At 61.8% G+C, this 19,403-nt stretch carries 16 protein-coding genes; 11 read left to right on the forward strand and 5 right to left on the reverse strand.

All coding sequences use genetic code 11. From position 1 onward, the window contains the following. The first annotated feature begins 13 nt into the window (after positions 1 to 13). The 6 genes from ACFRAH_RS03025 (at position 14) to ACFRAH_RS03050 (ending at position 7,617) form a co-directional block, all read left to right on the forward strand. Positions 14 to 1,036, forward strand: coding sequence for a 3-oxoacyl-ACP synthase III (locus tag ACFRAH_RS03025; RefSeq protein WP_377989434.1), 1,023 nt, complete (start codon positions 14 to 16; stop codon positions 1,034 to 1,036). Continuing rightward, on the forward strand, positions 1,030 to 3,720 hold the full coding sequence (locus ACFRAH_RS03030; protein ID WP_377989435.1) for an alpha/beta fold hydrolase: 2,691 nt from the start codon (positions 1,030 to 1,032) through the stop codon (positions 3,718 to 3,720). Before ACFRAH_RS03025 ends, ACFRAH_RS03030 begins: the two co-directional genes overlap by 7 nt. Further along, entirely contained in the window at positions 3,717 to 4,712 is a 996-nt protein-coding gene (locus ACFRAH_RS03035; protein ID WP_377989436.1) for an NAD-dependent epimerase/dehydratase family protein, read from the forward strand. The genes ACFRAH_RS03030 and ACFRAH_RS03035 overlap by 4 nt, the downstream gene beginning before the upstream one ends. 232 nt (positions 4,713 to 4,944) lie before the next feature. After that, the gene (locus tag ACFRAH_RS03040; protein WP_377989437.1) at positions 4,945 to 6,339 is read left to right on the forward strand and encodes an OFA family MFS transporter; all 1,395 of its coding nucleotides are present in this window, start codon (positions 4,945 to 4,947) and stop codon (positions 6,337 to 6,339) included. 1 nt (position 6,340) lies between these two features. Next, positions 6,341 to 6,484 carry a hypothetical protein gene (locus tag ACFRAH_RS03045; protein WP_377989438.1) on the forward strand — a complete coding sequence of 48 codons (144 nt, stop codon included), beginning with the start codon at positions 6,341 to 6,343 and terminating at the stop codon, positions 6,482 to 6,484. A gap of 254 nt (positions 6,485 to 6,738) precedes the next feature. After that, positions 6,739 to 7,617 (forward strand): DUF1524 domain-containing protein, encoded by an 879-nt coding sequence (locus ACFRAH_RS03050; RefSeq protein ID WP_377989439.1) that lies wholly within the window; start codon positions 6,739 to 6,741, stop codon positions 7,615 to 7,617. 678 nt (positions 7,618 to 8,295) lie between these two features. Here the strand turns inward: ACFRAH_RS03050 and ACFRAH_RS03055 are convergent. Further along, complete coding sequence (locus ACFRAH_RS03055; RefSeq protein ID WP_377989440.1) at positions 8,296 to 8,850, reverse strand: hypothetical protein; 555 nt, start codon at positions 8,848 to 8,850, stop codon at positions 8,296 to 8,298. Between the two features lie 370 nt (positions 8,851 to 9,220). On the opposite strand from ACFRAH_RS03055, the gene ACFRAH_RS03060 reads away from it, so the two are divergent. Beyond that, positions 9,221 to 9,658, forward strand: coding sequence for a hypothetical protein (locus ACFRAH_RS03060; RefSeq protein WP_377989441.1), 438 nt, complete (start codon positions 9,221 to 9,223; stop codon positions 9,656 to 9,658). Positions 9,659 to 10,298: 640 nt separating this feature from the next. Here the strand turns inward: ACFRAH_RS03060 and ACFRAH_RS03065 are convergent. After that, positions 10,299 to 11,681: a hypothetical protein gene (locus tag ACFRAH_RS03065; RefSeq protein ID WP_377989442.1), complete on the reverse strand. Its 1,383-nt coding sequence runs from the start codon at positions 11,679 to 11,681 to the stop codon at positions 10,299 to 10,301. A gap of 344 nt (positions 11,682 to 12,025) precedes the next feature. Between ACFRAH_RS03065 and ACFRAH_RS03070 the strand changes: the two genes are divergently transcribed. Beyond that, positions 12,026 to 12,163: a hypothetical protein gene (locus ACFRAH_RS03070; protein WP_377989443.1), complete on the forward strand. Its 138-nt coding sequence runs from the start codon at positions 12,026 to 12,028 to the stop codon at positions 12,161 to 12,163. Between the two features lie 412 nt (positions 12,164 to 12,575). Further along, entirely contained in the window at positions 12,576 to 13,316 is a 741-nt protein-coding gene (locus ACFRAH_RS03075; protein WP_377989444.1) for a hypothetical protein, read from the forward strand. 104 nt (positions 13,317 to 13,420) lie between these two features. Here ACFRAH_RS03075 and ACFRAH_RS03080 read toward each other — a convergent pair whose 3' ends face one another. Continuing rightward, on the reverse strand, positions 13,421 to 13,576 hold the full coding sequence (locus tag ACFRAH_RS03080) for a transposase (protein WP_377989445.1): 156 nt from the start codon (positions 13,574 to 13,576) through the stop codon (positions 13,421 to 13,423). Between the two features lie 595 nt (positions 13,577 to 14,171). On the opposite strand from ACFRAH_RS03080, the gene ACFRAH_RS03085 reads away from it, so the two are divergent. Beyond that, positions 14,172 to 15,302: a hypothetical protein gene (locus ACFRAH_RS03085; protein ID WP_377989446.1), complete on the forward strand. Its 1,131-nt coding sequence runs from the start codon at positions 14,172 to 14,174 to the stop codon at positions 15,300 to 15,302. A gap of 113 nt (positions 15,303 to 15,415) precedes the next feature. Here the strand turns inward: ACFRAH_RS03085 and ACFRAH_RS03090 are convergent, their stop codons facing one another. Then, positions 15,416 to 17,245, reverse strand: a complete 1,830-nt coding sequence (locus ACFRAH_RS03090; RefSeq protein WP_377989447.1) for a DUF262 domain-containing protein — start codon at positions 17,243 to 17,245, stop codon at positions 15,416 to 15,418. Between the two features lie 338 nt (positions 17,246 to 17,583). On the opposite strand from ACFRAH_RS03090, the gene ACFRAH_RS03095 reads away from it, so the two are divergent. Next, entirely contained in the window at positions 17,584 to 18,486 is a 903-nt protein-coding gene (locus ACFRAH_RS03095; protein ID WP_377989448.1) for a DUF3883 domain-containing protein, read from the forward strand. A 187-nt stretch (positions 18,487 to 18,673) separates the two neighbouring features. Here the strand turns inward: ACFRAH_RS03095 and drmC are convergent, their stop codons facing one another. Beyond that, positions 18,674 to 19,399, reverse strand: a complete 726-nt coding sequence (drmC, locus tag ACFRAH_RS03100) for a DISARM system phospholipase D-like protein DrmC (RefSeq protein ID WP_377989449.1) — start codon at positions 19,397 to 19,399, stop codon at positions 18,674 to 18,676. Positions 19,400 to 19,403: the final 4 nt, after the last annotated feature.

The raw sequence follows: 19,403 nt of genomic DNA on the forward strand, positions 1-19,403 counted from the left end.
ACAGGGGCTTTCATTGGCAGGGAATGCAACCTTCCGGCACAGCAACACCGCGCTGCTCTCGGTCAGCAGCGTCGAGGCTCCCAAGATCGTGAGTTCTACGGATTTCGACCGCAGGCTGGCGTCGACCTTGCAGCGGCTGAACTTCCCGCCGGGGCTGCTTGAGCGTGTTGCCGGCGTCACGCACCGCCGCTGGTGGGCGGCCGGGACCTCTTTTGACGATGCGGCCACCGAGGTGGGCGCCAAAGCCCTGGCCGAGGCTGGTGTTGAAGCGTCCGACGTCGGCCTGCTGATCAACACCTCGGTGACGCGGCGGAACCTTGAACCGTCCGTCGCGGTCAAGATCCATCATGGACTTGGCTTGCCGTCGTCTGCCATGAACTTCGACCTGGCCAACGCCTGCCTGGGGTTTGTGAACGGCCTGACCCTGGCTGGCAGCATGATCGACTCGGGGCAGATCAGGTACGCGGTGATCGTCAACGCCGAGGATGCCGAGGCCACCCAGGAGGCCACGCTGGCCCGCCTCCAGCGGCCCGAGACCACGCGGGAGGACTTCAACCGCGAGTTCGCCACACTCACCCTGGGCTCTGGAGCTGCTGCCGCCGTCCTGGGTCCCGCGGACAGGCATCAAGGTGCTCACCGGATCGTCGGCGGGGTGATGCGCGCCGGCACGGAACACCACGGGTTGTGCGTGGGCGGCCTTGACGGCATGACCACCGACACGAGAGGACTGCTCGACGGCGGCCTCCAGCTCGTCGTCGATGCTTGGCATGAAGCCCGGCCGGAGTGGGACTGGGCCGCCATGGACCGTTACGTCACGCACCAGGTGAGCAATGCCTACACCCAGGCGATTATCGACGCCATCAACCTGGACCCCGCGAGGGTGCCCATCACCTTCCCGCACTGGGGCAATGTGGGCCCGGCCTCACTCCCCATGACCCTCGCCGCCGAGGCCCAATCCCTTGTAGCGGGGGACCGGGTCCTGTGCATGGGCGTCGGGTCCGGGCTGAACACCGCCATGCTGGAGATTCTTTGGTAACCCCCAACTGGCCTGGTGTGGACAAGGAATGGGCGCGCACCATTGACGTCGCCTCCACCTCCGACGCCGATGCCCCGGGCACGGTCCGCCGCTGGCACCTGCTGGACAACGGCGCCCAGCTCTCCCGCCTCGGCCTGGTCCCCGCCGGTACCCTGCTGTGCGTGCACGGCAACCCCACCTGGTCGTACCTGTGGCGGACGCTGCTGGCAGCCGGATCGGATCCCGCCCACCCGTGGCGCGTTGTGGCGGTGGACCAACTGGACATGGGCTACTCGGAACGCACCGGCACCTTCCGGCGCCTGGCCGACCGCATCAGCGACCTGGGCGACCTGACCGACGCACTCGGCCTGGCCGGACCGGTGGTGACGGCGGGCCACGACTGGGGCGGCGTCATCAGCCTGGGCTGGGCCCTGGCGCACCCGCAGCACCTCGCCGGGGTGGTGCTGACCAACACGGCCGTCCACCAACCCCCCGGTTCGGCAATCCCGCCGGCCCTGCGGCTTGCCCTGCACCCCGCCATCCACGGCTGGGGAACGACGACGACGGACGCGTTTCTCCGTGTAACGCACTCGCTCGCCCACCCGCCGCTGCCCGCCGACGTCCGCAAGGCCTACATGGCGCCCTACCGCGGAGCCCACCGCCGCACTGGGGTAGGGAACTTTGTCGCGGACATCCCCGTGGACGCCTCCCACCCCAGTTTTTCCGCGCTCACCGGCGTGGCGGAAGGGCTACGCGGGTTGAAGGTCCCGGCGCTGATACTTTGGGGCCCCCGGGATCCGGTTTTTTCGGAACGGTACCTCAAGGACCTCCTTACCCGGCTTCCGCATGCGGATGTGCACCGCTTCGAGGGTGCCGGCCATCTCGTGGCGGAAGACCGGAACATGGCCGCCCCGATTTTCCAATGGCTGGCCGGAAACGTTGCCGCCGACGGCGGATCCCTGGAGGTCGGAGCCCTCACCCCCGGCGGCCACCGGCCGCACCAAGCAGATCCGGAGCAGGCGGAATTCCTGCCCCTGTGGGACCTGCTCGGCAAGCAGGCGGCAGGGCCCGCGGGAGCGGACACCGCCGTCGCGGAAATGGCGCCGGACGGCACGGTGGCCCGCTCACTCAGCTGGCAGCAGCTGGACCGGAAGATCCTGGACCTGGCGGCGGGGCTCCGGGAAGCCGGCGTGGACAGCGGCAGCCGGGTGAGCCTGATGGTTCCGCCGGGTGTGGACCTGACCGTCGCCCTTTACGCCTGCCTCCGGCTGGGCGCCGTGGTGGTGGTGGCCGACGCCGGACTGGGAACCCGGGGCCTCAGCCGCGCCGTGAAAGGCGCCACCCCGGATTTCCTGATCGGAATCGACAGGGCGCTCGCGGCCGCCTCGGTGCTCGGCTGGCCTGGACGTCGGATCAGTGTGCGGGAGCTGCCGGCCGCCCGCCGCCGGATGCTGGGCGTCGAAGCCTCCCTCGACGCGCTGGCGCGTACCGGTGCCGGCCGCGGTTCAACGCAGCCGGGGGACAACGTGGATCCGGATGCCCCGGCCGCCGTGCTCTTCACCTCGGGTTCGACCGGCCCCGCCAAGGGCGTGCTCTATGCCCACCGGCAGCTTGCCGCGATGCGGGACACGGTGGCCGCAACCTTCGAAATCCGTCCGGGTGCACGGCTTGTGGCCGGTTTTGCGCCGTTCGCCCTGCTGGGACCGGCACTCGGAGCGGTGTCGGTGACGCCGGCCATGGACGTCACCGCGCCCCGCACCCTGACCGCGAGCGCGCTCGCCGCAGCCGCCGCGGCGATCGACGCCACGGTGGTCTTCGCCTCGCCGGCCGCGTTGCGCAACGTCCTTGCCACCCGGGATGACCTGGACGAAGCAGGGCGGAAAGCTTTGGCCGTCATCGGATTGCTGCTCTCTGCCGGCGCGCCCGTCCCCGAACCGCTTCTGGCAGAGGTTCAGCGGCTGCTGCCCCGGGCCTCGCTGCATACCCCTTACGGGATGACTGAGGCGCTGCCGGTGACCGACATTAGCCTGGAACAGATCCAGGCCGGGGACGCTCATGCCGCCGCCGGCACTGTAGTGGGAGCAGGCAACGGCGTGTGTGTGGGGTGGCCGGTGCATGGTGCCCTGCTGGCCGTCGTGCCGCTTGCGGCGGATGGCACGGCACCAGGATCCCAGCCCGTGACCGGGCCCGGCGTGACCGGCGAGATCCTGGTCAGCGCGCCGCACGTCAAGGAAGCGTATGACCGGCTCTGGCTGACCCAGCAAGAGAGCGCCAGCCTGCCCGGCTGGCACCGCACCGGGGACGTGGGGCACTTCGACGGCGCCGGCCGGCTGTGGGTGGAGGGGCGCCTGGCCCATGTGGTGACGGCGCCCGGTGCTGTGGTGACGCCTGTGGGCGCGGAGCAGGCCATCGAACGCCTGGAGGGCGTGCGGCTGGCGGCGGTCACCGGTGTCGGACCGGCGGGCGCCCAGGCCGTGGTCGCCGTCGTCGAGACTGTCCCGGCCGGGCGGAAAGCAGGCCCTGCCGCCCCGCAGCTCGCCGGGAGAGTCCGCAGGGCAGCGCGGGAGGCCGGCGTCCAGGTGTCGGCTGTGCTTGAGGTCCCCGCACAGCCCACCGACATCCGGCACAATGCCAAGATCGACAGGAGCCGGCTGTCCCGCTGGGCTACGCGGGTGCTGGCCGGCGGCCGGCCAGGAAAGCCATGAGGGTCCTCGTCACCGGAGCAAGCGGACTGCTCGGGGGAGAAGTTGCCCGGCTGCTCGTGTGCCAGGGCCATGACGTCACCACCTTCCAGCGCCGTCCCTCAGGGGTCGACGGCGCCACGGACTTCTGCGGGTCCGTCACGGACGCTGAAGCGCTCCGGAGAGCAGCCGAAGGCGCAGAAGGAATCATCCACCTGGCAGCGAAGGTTTCCTTCACGGGCCGCGCCGCGGAGTTTGATGAGGTGAACGTCGAAGGGACCCGCCGCCTGCTCCATTGCGCCCGTGGGGCCGGAGTGCGGGAGGTGGTGTACGTGTCCTCCCCGTCTGTGGCCAACTCCGGTGCCGCCATTGCCGGGCTTGGTGCAATGCCGGCTGACCCGCAGCGCGCCCACGGCGACTACTCACGCACCAAGGCCGAGGCTGAGCTGTTGGCGCTGGCAGCGGACGCTCCGGACTTCCGGGTCGCAGCCGTACGCCCGCACATCGTCTGGGGCCCCGGAGACACCCAGCTGGTGGAGCGGGTCCTGGCCCGCGCCAGCCGCAACCGGCTGCCGCTGCTCGACGCCGGTGCAGCCCTGATCGACACCACCTACGTGGACAACGCCGCCGCGGCCATCGTCGCCGCACTGCACCGCATGGAACACGCGCACGGCAGGGCCTTGGTGGTGAGCAACGGCGAGCCCCGTCCAGTGGGGGAGCTGCTGGCAGGCATCTGTGCCGCGGGAGGCGTCCCCGCGCCGTCGTGGTCCGTGCCAGGTGCGCTGGCACGGGCGGCGGGAGTTGTAGTGGAGAAGCTGTGGACCTGGACCGGAAGGAAAGAGGAGCCGCCCATGACCCGGTTCCTCGCCGAGCAGCTCTCCACCGCCCACTGGTTCGACCAGCGCGAGACCCGGGAACTCCTCGACTGGACTCCCGCTGTCTCGATCGATGAGGGCCTGACGAGGCTGGCGGAGCACTACGGTTCTCAGCCGATCGGCGACGTCCGGCGCAAGTGAATACGCCGCTCGCCGCGAATTTGCCACCGCTCGCCGCAGAACGGCGGCGTGGCAGTGTGACGTGCACCATGATTGCCGGAGGCGAACGGCCGCTGAACAGGACGTTCGCCTCTGCCTGCCGGTTCATGCGTCGCACGAACATGCGCCGGCGGGACATGCACCGCACGAACATGCGCCGGACCGTGCACTGGACGCGCGCAGGGGACATCGACGTCGTGAACGAGGAGCACTTATGAGCTGGCTGGACCGAGAACGCACTATTGCCCCGCCGGGGTTCAACCGCTGGCTGGTGCCGCCCGCGGCGCTCGCGGTCCACCTCTGCATCGGCCAGGCCTACGCGACCAGCGTCTACAAGACCGCCCTGGTCAAGCACTTCGGCGCGAGCCTGACCGAGATCGGCGTGATCTTCTCCATCGCCATCGTGATGCTGGGCCTGTCGGCTGCGGTCATGGGCACCTGGGTGGACACGAACGGCCCGCGCAAGGCGATGTTCACCTCGGCCGTGTTCTGGTCCGGCGGGTTCCTCATCGGCTCGCTCGGCATCTTCACCCACCAGCTGTGGCTGGTCTACCTCGGCTACGGCGTGGTGGGCGGCATCGGCCTGGGCATCGGCTACATCTCGCCGGTGTCCACCCTGATCAAGTGGTTCCCGGACAGGCCCGGACTCGCCACCGGCATGGCCATCATGGGCTTCGGCGGCGGCGCGCTGATCGCCAGCCCCGTCTCCACCGCGCTGCTCAAAGCGTACGATCCCAACTCCGGCGCGAAGGACTGGGTGGCCAGCGGCGACGCCGTGGGCAGGCTTTTCCTGACCCTCGCCGTCGTGTACCTGGCCTACATGCTCTTCGGCGCCTTCACCATCAAGGTCCCGGCCGACGGCTGGCGACCGGCCGGGTTCGACCCCGCCAAGGTGAAGGCGGCCAAGCTCGTCACCACCGAGAACGTCTCGGCTCGGAACGCCGTCAAGACCAGGCAGTTCTGGCTGGTGTGGATTGCGCTGTTCTGCAACGTCACCGCGGGCATCGGCATCCTGGAGCAGGCCGCACCAATGATCCAGGACTTTTTCCGGAAGTCCGATGGCGGCTCCCTGGTAAGTGCCGCCGTCGCCGCCGGCTTCGTGGGGCTGCTGTCCATTTGCAACATGGCCGGGCGGTTCGCCTGGTCCGCCACCTCCGACATCACCGGCCGGAAGCGCATCTACATGGTGTACCTCGGCGTCGGGGCCGTGCTCTACACGGTGCTGGCGCTGGCCGGTTCAGCCACCACAGTGCTCTACGTGGCGCTCGCGTTCGTGATCATTTCCTTCTACGGCGGCGGGTTCGCGACCGTGCCGGCCTACCTGCGCGACCTCTTCGGGACCTTCCAGGTGGGCGCCATCCACGGCCGGCTGCTGACCGCCTGGTCCGCCGCCGGGGTGGCCGGGCCGCTGATCGTCAACGCGTTCCTGGACGCCCAGGGCAAGCCCGGCCAGCTGGACGCCGCGTCCTACCAGCCGGCGCTGCTGACCATGGTGGCGCTGCTGGTGGTCGGTTTCCTGGCCAACCTGATGGTGAAGCCGGTGGAGGCACGATTCCACGAACCCCGCCCGGACCGCGGACGGGAACACGAACCTGCGATGGAGGCCTGAGATGAGCACCGACAACAGTTCCCGCGCGCTGGCGCCCGTCAAAGTATCCGCCGGCAAACTTGCCGTGGCCTGGGCGCTCGTCGGACTGCCGCTGGGCTACGGGGTGTTCCAAACCCTGACCCGCGTGGCGGCGCTGTTCGGCTGATCCGGCCCCGGAAAAGGTTCGACGGCGGACCCGCGCCATTCCGCCGAACAGGCACGGGACATTGGTCGCCGAGTTTTCGGCAAGATGCGGTTCCTTCTGCCAGGCGCAGGATCGGCGCAGGAGTCCGGCAGTTTTGCTCCTGCCTGGCCAAAACCGGCAGTTCAGGCTGCCCCCGTCCCCTAAGCTCGTTCCCGGCGTAAAGCGGCCTTGAAGCTTTACGCCGGAAATTGCCGCGCACACAGTGGGGGAACCGCATGCCGAACGACAGGTCCTTTTCCGGCTTCCGGGCCTGGCTGCCCGCGAAACGCCGGGCGGCCGCCGTCGTTCTTGCTGGTGTCTTGGCTATCTTTTCCGCCGGGGTGCCGGCGGCCGGTGCGGCGACGCTGGACGGCACCACGACGGCGGCCGCCGAGCCCGCCGCCGTGGAGGCGGCCGACCTGCTGGCCACCCTTCCGGTCAAGGGCCGGGCGCCCAAGACGGGATATGAGCGGGCTCTGTTCGGACCCGCATGGGCGGACGTGGACCAGAACGGCTGCGACACCCGCAACGACATCCTGGGCCGGGACCTGACCGACGTGACCTACACCAGCAGCGTCCCCTGCACGGTCAAGACCGGCATCCTCCCGGACCTATACACGGACACCACCATCAGCTTCGTCCGAGGCACCACCAGCAGCAGCACCGTGCAGATCGACCATGTCGTGGCGCTCAGCGACGCGTGGCAGAAGGGCGCCCAGCTGCTGAGCACGGAGGTGCGCACGGCGTTCGCCAACGATCCGCTGAACCTGCAGGCGACCGATGGCCCGACCGACCAGCAGAAGGGCGACGGCGACGCCGCCACCTGGCTCCCGCCGAACAAGGGCTTTCGGTGCGAATACGTCGCCCGGCAGGTCTCCGTGAAGGCGCGGTACGGCTTGTGGGTGACGCAGGCCGAACACGATGCGATCCGGGATCCTCGCCGGCTGCCCCGGCCAGCCAGCCCCTCGGCAGGGGAGGCGGCCGTCCCGGCTGCCGTCTACTACGCCAACTGCGCGGAGGCTGTGGTCGCCGGAGCCGCGCCGCTGTACGCCGGGTCCGCCGGCTACCGGTCCGGCCTGGACGGGGACGGCGACGGCGTGGCCTGCGAGGGGTAGGTGCGGACGATGGTTGGGCGCTTACTCGCTACCAGCCGTCGGAACCGACTCACCCCCGCATGCAGCCGAGGCGTTGTTCGGGCGGCGCCAGTAAGTGCCAGCATTCGGCGCGCCGAGAAGCCGGGCAGGGCTACTTCGGCAGGCAGACACTGCCGCGCGAGCCCTACAGCGAGGCCGGACAGATAGGTATCGACCTAAATCGTGGTGGTGCATGGACGGCGCCTATGCCTGGGTCCTTCGCCAAGTTACCCGATATATTCACCGGGCGGCAGGCCCTCTCAGACACTGTCTCAGTTGAACATTCAGACGGGTTTCACCGTCGAGGTTCACCGGCAAGCGGCGGCTCCGTGACCTGCCGGACATGCCGGCTGGTCAGGTGCTACACCTAGTCGTGCTCGATGAGGCTTCCCTCCTTGAGCAACGGTGCGATCCTCATGTGCTGCCGCAGCGCACCAGCCGGGATAGCGTAGATGTCAAGGATGTGGTCATCCATCCCGAGTGTGTGACCGCTGATGAAGTATCTGAGCGCTGAAAGAAGCCCGTGCTAGTCGACCTATCCGGGGAGAGGACTGCGAACCTTATCGTGGGCTCGCGGCATGCGATGGGCATCTGATGGCCGGACCCGCCCTTCGCATAAGCTACCGGAATGCCGGGGCGCCGAGGAACTGCTGACCGCTCCTAGACAGGCAGTCGGGAACGGGCCAAGTTGAATCCGGCAACAAACTCGGCGCGGGTGTTGCCGAGTGGAAAGACGATCGGATCGTCGTGAAGGATAGGAAGACCGGCAGCGGTCAGGGGAGCGGCAAGGAGACTGTAGAGGTCTGCTTTCACAATCACAATTCCCAATGGCTGAAGCTTCCCTGCGTTGGTTATGCACGCAGGCACGGCCTCGTGCAGAACTCGACGCCTCTCGGAAGGGGTCAGGGAGTTCACAGGAAACGGGGCTAAATCGATTAGAAAGAAGCCGTCGTCCCGAAGACGGCGTAGCCACGGACCCTTCCCTGATCGCCTCAAGTCATCCTTGGAAGCCCCGTACATGGCTGCAACCACCCCACGGAACAGGTTGTCGGGACCAAGTCTATCGGCGTTGTAGAAGCACTTGCGGACCGAGGTGTTTCCGACGTCGGCTGGCGCGCTCTCTGCGATCATCAGTAGTTTTACACGCTCGGGCTTCCACTGGCTGCGCAACTGTACATACCAGGGTTCTTCATCCGCCATGGCTTCAATACTCAATGGCCCATAAGACGAGCACAAGGACCCGACTTGCTGGGCAGGTCCTGGGAACCGTACTGGTGGACCTGCGCTACATGAACGGGCGGCACTGGACGTCGGCCGTCTTGTGCCCGTAAAGCAATCAAGTCGGATGTATGGATTTCGCTGAAGCCCTGTCCGCGGTCAGACACATGTGAACCGAGGGCATTCAGGCTGTGGGGCGTGACCCAGTCGGGGGAGGGTATACGGGGGTGGCCCGGTTCCAAAAGTCAGAATAGTTAATTGCCAGGGTAGGCATCTTGACAGATACCGCCGAACCGGGGTCGTCCTGGCTTAGAATCACTCCGGCTGTTGGCAGGACGTAGCCACAATTCATGGCCGGCAGTACTAAATGACGGTCATGAAGGCGGTGACGGTCGGTTCGGTGCATGAAGCGAACCTCGACACTTGCAACTTTGTCGAGATGGGTAACGATCTCCTGCGCGAAGGATGGTCGGTCTCTATCGTCACTGACCAAGATACGAAGTCGGGTCGAAGTCCGCCGGCGCAGTGCGTCGAGGAACTGGCGGGTTGCGTGTGGGCGACTCAGCGCATATCGATCCACCCAGATGGCATCATTGGCGCCTGCCAAGAAGTCCGAGAACTGCTGTACAGAAGCTGCCTGCTGGGGTGGCCAGCCAGGACTTTGAAGTTCAATATCCGCGAGCAGCCTCGACTCGGTAACGAGACCGGCGGGTCGGTACATAGCGTCGCTTCCAACCGTGCCAAGGCAGAGAAGGGCTTCTTGGCCCACCGGACTCACCTTGTCAAAGTTCCTTGCGCCGGCTAGGACCTCGACGGCGTCGGACGGGAGGGCGTCGATTATCCGTCGACTATCCGCATTGAGGTGTCCGACAGCACCCATCCTGCCTTCACGGACGGTGCGACCCAGGAACCGGCGTGCCAGCCACGTTGATTCGCCTGCCAATCCGCGCAGCTCGCTCAGATTTAGGCTCAGAACGTTCGCGTCATCAGCCGTGAGCAACGGCAGCGGAATCATTTCCGCCCGACTTAGAAGCGGGCTCCCGGCGAAGTTGAGGTCAAGCATGTCCCCCGCGCGGGCAACCAGTAGTGCCCCCGTATCGCGAGCTGCACTGCTATCAACAAGGAGCCGATACAGCATCGAGTGTAGAGCTCCTCCTTGCGAGCGACGAATTGCGTGACCGTAGTCATCAAAAATCAGTTGTGCGTAGCCATCCTCATCAACTTTCGTGGTCACCTGGTTGTCAATCGCGTCCCGCGTTGTCCGCTGGGTGGGCTCGCTGATTAATCGACCGGCTATTGAAACGGCGCTCGAACCAAGCTGGGCTATGACAGTGGCACATACGCTGGTAACTCCCCATCTGGGCAGCGACCCTAGGAGGAGAATCTCTCCGTTGAGGACGCGGTCTGTAATGTCCTCGATCCATCGCTGCTCGCTGGGGAGCCATTTAGGTATCGGCGCCACGAACCGCTCGCTCAATGGCCCGGATGCGAGGAGCCGTGGTGTTGGTGATGACTAATCCATAGGGCCCCGCATGCTCGATCCGCCGTGGTTCTTCTTCGTAGAGCATCCGTCCGAGCTCTCGCTCGTCGGGGTTCCCGGACCAGAGCTCACGCAGGAGCCCTGCTTCTTCCGGAAACCATTCGCCAAAGGAATCGAGGATTTGGGAGGCCTGTTGAAACGGAGCTCCTTGGCTCTTTTCCCCTGCGGCGGATTGGACCGACGTCAGTGACATATGCCACGGGATCTCGTTAGGTGCCCTCTGCTTGCATGCGAGCGAACATGCTTTTCGTGTCAGCAGCGCATGACCACCATATTCCTCGTAGAGGAAATCAAGGACCTTATAGTCGCGAACCCTAACACCCATACGGCGACCTAGGTCCCTCACCATCTCCTGCATCTCTTCGCGAGTCAACGGGGCCAAAAACATCAGTCTGACGAGCTTGTAGAGCAGGTTGTCTGCCCCTGTGCTCAGCAGTGGGCGCTCAAAAAGGGCGGGATCTACACCCGCACAGATCAGCACCATCCCTTCGTCCCTCCCAGGGCTCTGAATCATTCCTCGGAGCTGAGTAAGCGCGATGAGCAAGTCATGAGCTGCAGGACCCAGAAAGGAGCGGTCAGGGTGGAGTTGATCGATTTCGTCGATGAAGATCTCCAGCCGCATTTTCAAACTCTTCGACAGCAACTCCAGGTCCCGCAGCCAGTGGACGCGCATCAACTCTAAAGAGACCTTCAGCTCTCCGTTTTTATTGAGAGTCCGGAGTCGTGGGAGATCACCCTCCCCGTTCAAATCTATTAGTCGTTCCCACGTCTTCTCTAACACCCGAATCCGAAAGTCATCGGCGTCCGCTAGCCCACTAATATCGACCCACACAGTGGGCCGACCTGCATCACCCCTTCGGCCTGCGATGTAGTTGAGGAGCGATGTTTTTCCAGTCTTGCGTAGCCCAAACACACCGACTGATTGCCCGTGTTCAATGGCAGAGACGATTTGTTGGAGTTCCTGGGTTCGACCGAAAAATCCTCCGGGATCATGAACTGGAGTAGTCATATCGTAGTGATCGACAGACGTCAAAACAGTCGCCATTCGTTGACGGACGTCGGGGGCCGAGCTCCCAAGGTCGCCCAGCGGTAGGTCGACTGCAGCGAATTCTCCTCGCCGTCGGCGAAGGAGTCGCTCGACGTTAGGATCAAGGCTCGCGACCATGAACAGTCCGTTGTCCACGCGCGCATTTGCTACTAGCTTGCGTTGAATCAGTTCGAGAAGGCGCGGCTCAACCTCGTCGTATTCGACGTAAACAAGTTGTATCTCCAAATGGGCATCAAACATGTCTGCTAAATGCAACGGGAGGGTGATGTTGAGCCACCAACGGCGGGGGTCGATCGGGTCACGCTCGCATCGCCATACGCCACAATCAGATCTGTGCAGATAGGCCAAGAGCTCGCGACCATGCTGCGTGGACGATGCAAATCGATCCTTATACCTTTCAAGGTCTTGCTGGCGTGCAGTGTGGGGGACCGAATCCCCCCGTCCATACCGAGGCCTCTCGCTCACTTCTCGACCTTCATCTGATTTCCTAACGTCCTGACACTTGGTGCCCAATTGGTACATCTTCGCATCAGTTGGAATGGAAACGCGGCAATTACGACGCAAACCAGCTAGGCGCCGTATACATGGGAAACGACGCCCGCGCCACCATGGTGATCGACGAACTCACGACAAAGTCACCAGCACTGACCACATGCATTGCCGTACAGCATGCCGGCTACATGGCAGAGACGTTCAACCGCGGCGGCATTGCCGGCCATTAAGCTTGCCGTTGCGGCCTCGGCAGCGCAATAGAAAGCGGGGTAGGCCCCTGCTACTTGTCGTGGCCCGGTCAGGAACAGCCCCTGCCATGCACGTTCTTCTCTCTGTAGCCAAATCCGTGTCGGCACTCCTGGGAAGGACTCCGACGCCCCACTTGAATTTGGCAGCCGAGTCTTCGACGACATTGTGCTCAGGGCGTCTAATTTGTGGTTGGAATTGATAAATGATACTTAATATCTAACGCCTAGAGCGCGTTGCCGGTTGGTGTAATGGGAAACATACTTCAGGAGAGTCGGGTCTGCATGTGCAAAGCAGGACCCGGGTCGCTTGACTGTTGAGTTATCGAGTTCGACTCTCGTACCGGCGGAGGATACGGACGTCCCGTGTCTTGCGCCGGTACGAGAGGATTAGCTGATGACTCTTTTCGAGAGCATTGACCGCAACTTGCGGTTGGGTCGACGAGCTTACGTCCAGGTCCTGCATCAGGCGAAGTTTCAGGTCAAGAATCACAGACCGGTTGAAGTCTCAATCAGTGAAAAGGTCGCCGCTCTGCTACTGGCGGCTGAATATGAGACACGGCTCAACTGGCTCATACTTCATCCCAATTCGAGACTGAGTGCTTCAGAAAAGCAGACCATCCGCAATGCCAAGGGTACCGCGGACAAGTGGGATCGACTACTGCGAACTGCTCTTGCCGAGCGCCACAGGTCTGTTCACGGGGGAGACTGCACGTGGGTCGACGTTCCGGGCATACTAGGACTTGCCGAACAGCAGCAATATTTCACCATCCGCCGCACAACACGGACTCACATGCGTTCACTTATTGACCTACGCAATTCGCTGGCTCATGGCGAATGGTCCACGGCGCTTACCAGGAAGGCGGATGGGATTAACCTTGACAGGACAAGTTCTATGAGGCGCATGAGTTTGTACCGCGTTGTAGTTCTGGCGAATCTGCTAGACCATCTGTGGAAACTGCATTTCGATGCACTCGTGACTCGCACGGCTTTTGAGCGGGATTTTTCGAAGCATTACAACGGGGTTTTGAATGCACATACCCGCCTTAGGACGGGTGATGAACTGGCGTGGCTCAGTACGATAGAGAGGCGCTATAAGTCGGGTCGAGCATCCCGCGGTGAGCGAATCACTCCTTAAATGTGATAAGTGGCCTGAACATCAGGTTCCCCGCATGGGCGACTTCTTTGTCTACGTTCAGATGCACCGTCGTTTGCGCATAGCAATGTGTCAAATCTTGAGGGCTAGCTTACGGGGCGGCACTCCACTCTTACGATGCTTACGGCTGACCGATGGGCGTTGGCTGGGTTGCGATAGCCGCGGGCGGTGCGCTTGATGTTTTTGATGGCAGTGTTATTCGCCTCGACCTTGCCGGGCGTGGCGCCAGTAATGACCAGCACCTCGATTTCTTTCCACTACCGGTGGGCGGTGCGGTAGAGCCTGTTCGCCTCCGGGAGTGCAGCCGCCCCTTGACCAGTTTTCGAGTTCGGTTTTCGCTGCCGCGGCGTCCTCCAGGGAGCCGGTCCGTAGCGGTGTCAATGGCCATTAGTTTCTGCCCACGGACGGCCAGTTGATGTGCCCGCTGTGGGCACTTTCGTGGCCGCCTACGGGCAGTTTTTCATGGCCGCTAACAAATGGACCCTCTCTATAACGGATTGCTCTTGAAAGCTTGGAAAGAGATCAATGATTTTGCCGACGCACTGAATTCCATCCAGAAGTCCTCGGCGGGACGGGCACGGTCGAGCCAAGTGGAGGAAAACCACAGTCCTCACGACCCGAACTTGCTCGGGGATTACCCACCGTGGTCCCTTGGCATCGGCCCGATGGTGCAGACACTTCAGGGGTGGGACTTGACCTGCCTCATGTCTGAAGGGACGCTGCGGGACAGGCATGATGCGGCAATTGCATACTGGACGCCGCTTCCGCATCTAGCACTCGGTTACGTGGGCTGGTCTGATCCCGCTCTTGGAAATAGCTAGATGGATACTCCTGTGCATGCCCGACGGAACCCCCGAGCTGCGCATGCTGAGGCGTGTCTGGGGAACCGATGCGCTGATGTACTTCAGTCACGCGCAAGGGGACTGGATTCCACATTCGACTGGAAATTGCGAACTCCATTACGCGACATCTGGCCTGAGGATCAGTTCCCTATCTGAGAAATCAGAGAACGCTGAGAAGTACGATCGCTGCGGGGAGCTGCACATTCAGGAGCACCTAAAGTGGCAGATGTTTTGTCCTGAGTTCGTTGCTCTCGGAGATATGCGTCTCTATTCCACAGTCGGCCAGGGATCGACAACGAAGGTCGTGTTGGAGTTGGACGGAATGGCTGGTTGGAGATCCCAACTTGAGACCGCAAAAGGCAGATTTTCGAGCGAGTTCAAGAATCCGCACCTAGAGGTAACCATCGTGGCGCCGCCCGTGGGAACGCTGGGAACGTTTCGTCGGTCTCCTGTCACGAGGTTGTGGTTTTCAGGCTCTCATGAGGCTCACCTTCTGGGGCAGAAAGAGCCAACTAAGATTCACGCGAGAAAGTCAAACAGTGCAGCCGAGGCCCTACACGCGCCCTCAGTGAAGGGCTACAAGAACGCGGCAGTCTTCTGGCTCGCGAGTGAACTGTGTCGCCGTCAGCCTGGTTACGTGTTGCACAATTACTGGGAGCCCGTCTTCGGAGATGGGCTGCGTCTCTTGAATACGACCGGCCCCATCAGTCTCATATCGCGAGACGGTGGTATCTGGACAGAAGGCATCAAAGCGGCGGATGCAGTAGAAATCTACATTTCCGACAACAAGCGGGCGCTACTTGCTGATCTTGAAAAGAAGCTGGGCATCCCGGTTAGGGACAAGAGCGCCCCGACCACGGTCCGGACAGTTGTTTACCGAGCGATGGCGCATATCCTAGGGCTTGCCGTGGGGAAAATAGCCCAGTGGGATTTTGTAGCAGTCGATGAATTGGCAGATGGGTCTATCTGGCAGCTGGTTCGTGATGGTAAGACGACGGCGACGTTGATGCCGAATGGAGATGTTCTGCAGGCCAGTGGAACCACAAACATGATGCATCGTTACAAGGCGCATTCCCGCCGGCTGACGGCAATGGTGGGAGAAGTATTTGGCTCAACCCTTCCATAGGAAAGAGGCGTAGCGTTAGGAAGGAGTAGCGTTGAGTTTCTTACACCTGAAAGACTGCCGCGCAGCCGAAGCCGGAACGGGCCCGCGGTTTGGTTATGATGAAGCCCCTGCGGCTATTCGGCCCCAGACTCGATTAGTTCGGCTTCAACAAAAAGCTCGAAATCATCATGCCCGTAAAGATCCGAAGTCAGTACGGGCTTACCCATGGCTGATGCAATCAGATTAAGCAGTCGATGCCTTCTGTCTTCGAAGAACGTGTGAAAGTCATCGGTGAGAAGATGCGGAACTTCGATTTGATGGGCCGCGATGGACGCGTGAATTTCTTCTGCGGTGATCTGGGCGCGAGCAGCCAGTTCGGCGACGTAACGACTGGGAGCTTTGGCTGAAATGAATCTATTGGTGGAGCTTGATATTGGCGTCTTGTTTACAATGCTCTGAACTAATGCATTGTCAATGCCAGCCGTAGCACACCATTTTTGCGGGAATATGTGATGGATGTCTATGGCGAAATCTTGGTAGGAGCCTTGATTGATGGTTCGGTTGTAAATCCAGTCCTTGACGTCCCCCCGCATGGTCAAAGCATAGATGCCCTTGTATGCGGCGGAGTTGCGCGTTCGGAGAGTGAGGAGCCGGTCCGGGTTGAAGGAGGCGCCAGCCACTGTACCTGGCTCATTGCCACCCCGAACCCAGGCCTCTACTTCTTCGAGGTCTCGTGCGAATCGTGTTTCGACGGCTCCGCCGTAAAGCTCACCCAGGACTCCACTCCAGTACCAGCGTGTAATGAGGCGCGCGACGCCTTGCAGGTCTGCGTCGGTCCCCAACGCAACCCGTATAGCCGCCAGCGGGACCAGCTGCGTTCGGTAGGGGAGATCCTGGTGCCGAAAGATGAACTGGTTGTTGATAAACTGGCCTGCCCAAATGAATGCATCCGTCAGCCTGTCGGCCCACTCCAAGTAATCATCAAGCGACAGCTTGAGAATATCTTTGCGTTTGCAAGTGATTCCGGGAACCTTCTCTGATTCGCCCGAGTAATCGAGGCGTCGTTTTCTGCTGGCCAGCAGGCTAATTGCCTGGAGGAAGTCCGTGTTCTCTAGGCCAGATAGTACTGGCCGAAGCGACACAATCTTTTTCTTACGCGCCGTCCAGTCGTCATTGAGGCGGAAGTCCGCGCTTCCGGCAGCGAAAGTAGCAGTCAGAAGTTCGAATACGTTAAGAGCGACGCCACCTGTGTTGACCTTTTCGAAGACCGTGCAGACCGCTTCTCGCTTGGTCGTGTTCGATAGCTCGATGACAGGAACCTTGTATTCGGAAAGTTGCTTGAGGGGGCCGTCAAAAAAATCATCAAGCATGTTGTCGGAGTCCGGATGGCTATTGTGGAACTGCCGACTGTATTTCCGCGTGTAGCTCGTGTCGAATATTTTATTAAGAGGAAATACCCCTGCTGCTATCTCCTTCTCCATGTCGGAGAAGTCTGCAACTACGTCGCGGTCGAAGTTGGCTCGGACCACGCGGTCCTCTTTCACAAAGAAAATGGCATCGTCTTCCATGTCTAAATCAGGATCGAGAGATGCGTCGATTCGAATGTAAAAGTACCCCCTCATGACCTTGCCGCGAGGATCACAGGAATCAACAGGCTCCTGGCCCAAAAGTGATTGGTAGAGGGAAGTTAGCCGCTGCTGGCCATCCAGGAGGAGGAAATGCGGAGTGGCGTTCGAAGTCCTGGCGCCGGACAGTGGCCGCACGGCGAAATTAACCTCATCTGACCCTGTCTCAAGCGTCATGACTACGCCAACAGGAAACCCCTTGGCGATGCTTGCCAGCAGGCTCCTGATGCGGTCGACGTCCCACTTCCAAGGGCGCTGAAAGTCCGGAAGCTGGATCTTTCCGGCGTCGATGTCCTTCAAGAGCGTTTCAAGATCGCGGATGGGGCTGTCGAACGACATTGGTTGCCTTCCTGGCGGAGATCGAATGGAAACGTCAAAACTGGTAATGGCCATGCTATCCGTACTGTTGGCGCTGATGCACCGCGACCTTGGGCGTCGTGCCTTGCCGAATGAGCTCGTGCCTGACTGTACGTGTGACGCCACATAAAACACTGCCCCCGGTCGTGCTTCGTATGCCCCCCAGAGTCGTGTAATTTCTGCCTTGAGCCTGGTTGGCTGCTGCCCCCAATGCTCGCTGTGACGTTTAGGTGAGCACTTCGCCGTATACAACAGCCGACTATGCGCAAACTGGATATTCTACCGGCCGGGAGTAGCGTCACGTGCTATATCCTGGCTCAATGATTATGGGTGAGACGGGAAAACCGTGGACTGACGCCGAAGTTAGTGCGACTGTCGCCAAATACTTTGACATGTGGTTCATGGATCTTCAGGGGCGACACCTTGTCAAAGCCGCAATTTATCGAGAGCTGTCAGCGCGTCTGACGTCAAGGAACGTAAAATCAATTGAGCAAAAAATGAGCAACATTAGTGCGGTGCTTGTTGGGCTTGGATACCCACACCTCCGAGGTCTATCTCCGCGCGCTAACTATCAGCGGAGCTTGGTGGAGTCCGTACTTGGAGAGCTAACTCGCCGCAAATCGATCGATGAAATTCTCGAAACCGTGCTTACGGAGAGTGCTCCTATCGGACCCGTTGATATTCTGCGGGAGACGGTGGCTCCGCCCGAAGTAATCACGGATCTTTTGCATTGTCGGGCAATGGCACGGACTTTCAAACGAGACTATCTTGCCTTAGAAGCCGCCAACCGAGCACTTGGTCTGGCGGGTGAACTGGCTGTCGTAAAGCGCGAGCAGTCCTTTCTTCACAGTATTGGTCGAAGGAAGTTGGCCGACCGCGTTGAGCATGTTGCGCAAACGAAAGGGGATGGCCTCGGATATGACGTGCTTTCCTTTGACCCGACCGGCCGAGAAAAATGGATCGAGGTCAAGACCACCAAGTATGCGATAGACGTTCCTTTCTTCGTCACCCGGGGCGAAGTCCGTGCCTCAAGAGCCTCTCCGGAGCTTTATCACCTTTACCGACTCTACGGATTTGGATCGCCCAAAGGGACGGGCCTCTACCGACTGGAGGGAGACCTGAAAAAATCCTGCAACTTAGATGCGCTTTCGTTTGCAGCGGCACCCAAAACTCGCTCAGCGTCAGAATTACCGGCCGAGGAAGCCGTTCTACCGAATGTATGAGTAGGTGAGGAGGCAGCACCGATCTTCAGCGAAAAGACTGCCGCCGACCGCGTCTGAGTTGCCCCTTGCCGAGATCGTCCTGGTCTTCGGGCGTGCCGAAGAGCTTCACAGCTCGCGCATCTTCGAGTTCTCCTGGTGGACGCGTCCAACCGGGAGATGAGGGAGGTCATGGCGGTGGTGGGCTCGGTCAAACCTTTGCTGGATTCGACGAAAGATGATCTAGCGACCCGGACTTGTGCAGCGAGGTGAAGCGCTGTCTGAGTCTGGATGCAAAAAGGGGATCACGGATTAGAACACCTGCTTCGAGGTTTCGGTGAGCGGCTGCATCGCTGAAGTTAGCGCTCGTCACGATCGCCAGAGAAGAATCCACTATGACGACCTTTGAATGTTGAACTCCGTACTGCCCCGCTGGTGGAACATATTTGAGGAAGCGGGCGCCTTCGAGCTTGGCTTGGAGCTTTGCGGCGGTTTCTTCCATCCTTGACCCTTCAAGCACGAGCGTGACGGACACGCCTCTGGCAATTGCCCGCCAAAGGGCCTCGACGAATGGTGAGGTAGTCGACGCGGAATAAGTTGAGGCTAGGACGTCTTCCTTAGCTTCGTCGACCAGATGGGCAACAGCTGCCGTGGTGTGGTCGCCGTCGCCGGGGAAGCTCGGACCACTCCAGACAGCCCGAGGCGGAGCCGGCCCCCGATTGGCAGCGGATGCATATCCGCGTAGCACCGATGCCAACAGTGTTGGTTCACCCAGCAACGAGAGCGCCTTGGTAAGCAGCTCAACCGCGGCATGCGAGGAGCCCGGCAAAAATGATGCTGCTCGGTCCAGCCGCCCGTCGATTTCCAATGATGCGGCGATGCTCGTCGCCTGTGAGGCAGACAAGGCCTGCGCCAACTGAAGCAATGCATCTGCCACGATG

The organism is Arthrobacter sp. NPDC056727 (genome assembly GCF_042790555.1).
GTDB lineage: Bacteria > Actinomycetota > Actinomycetes > Actinomycetales > Micrococcaceae > Arthrobacter.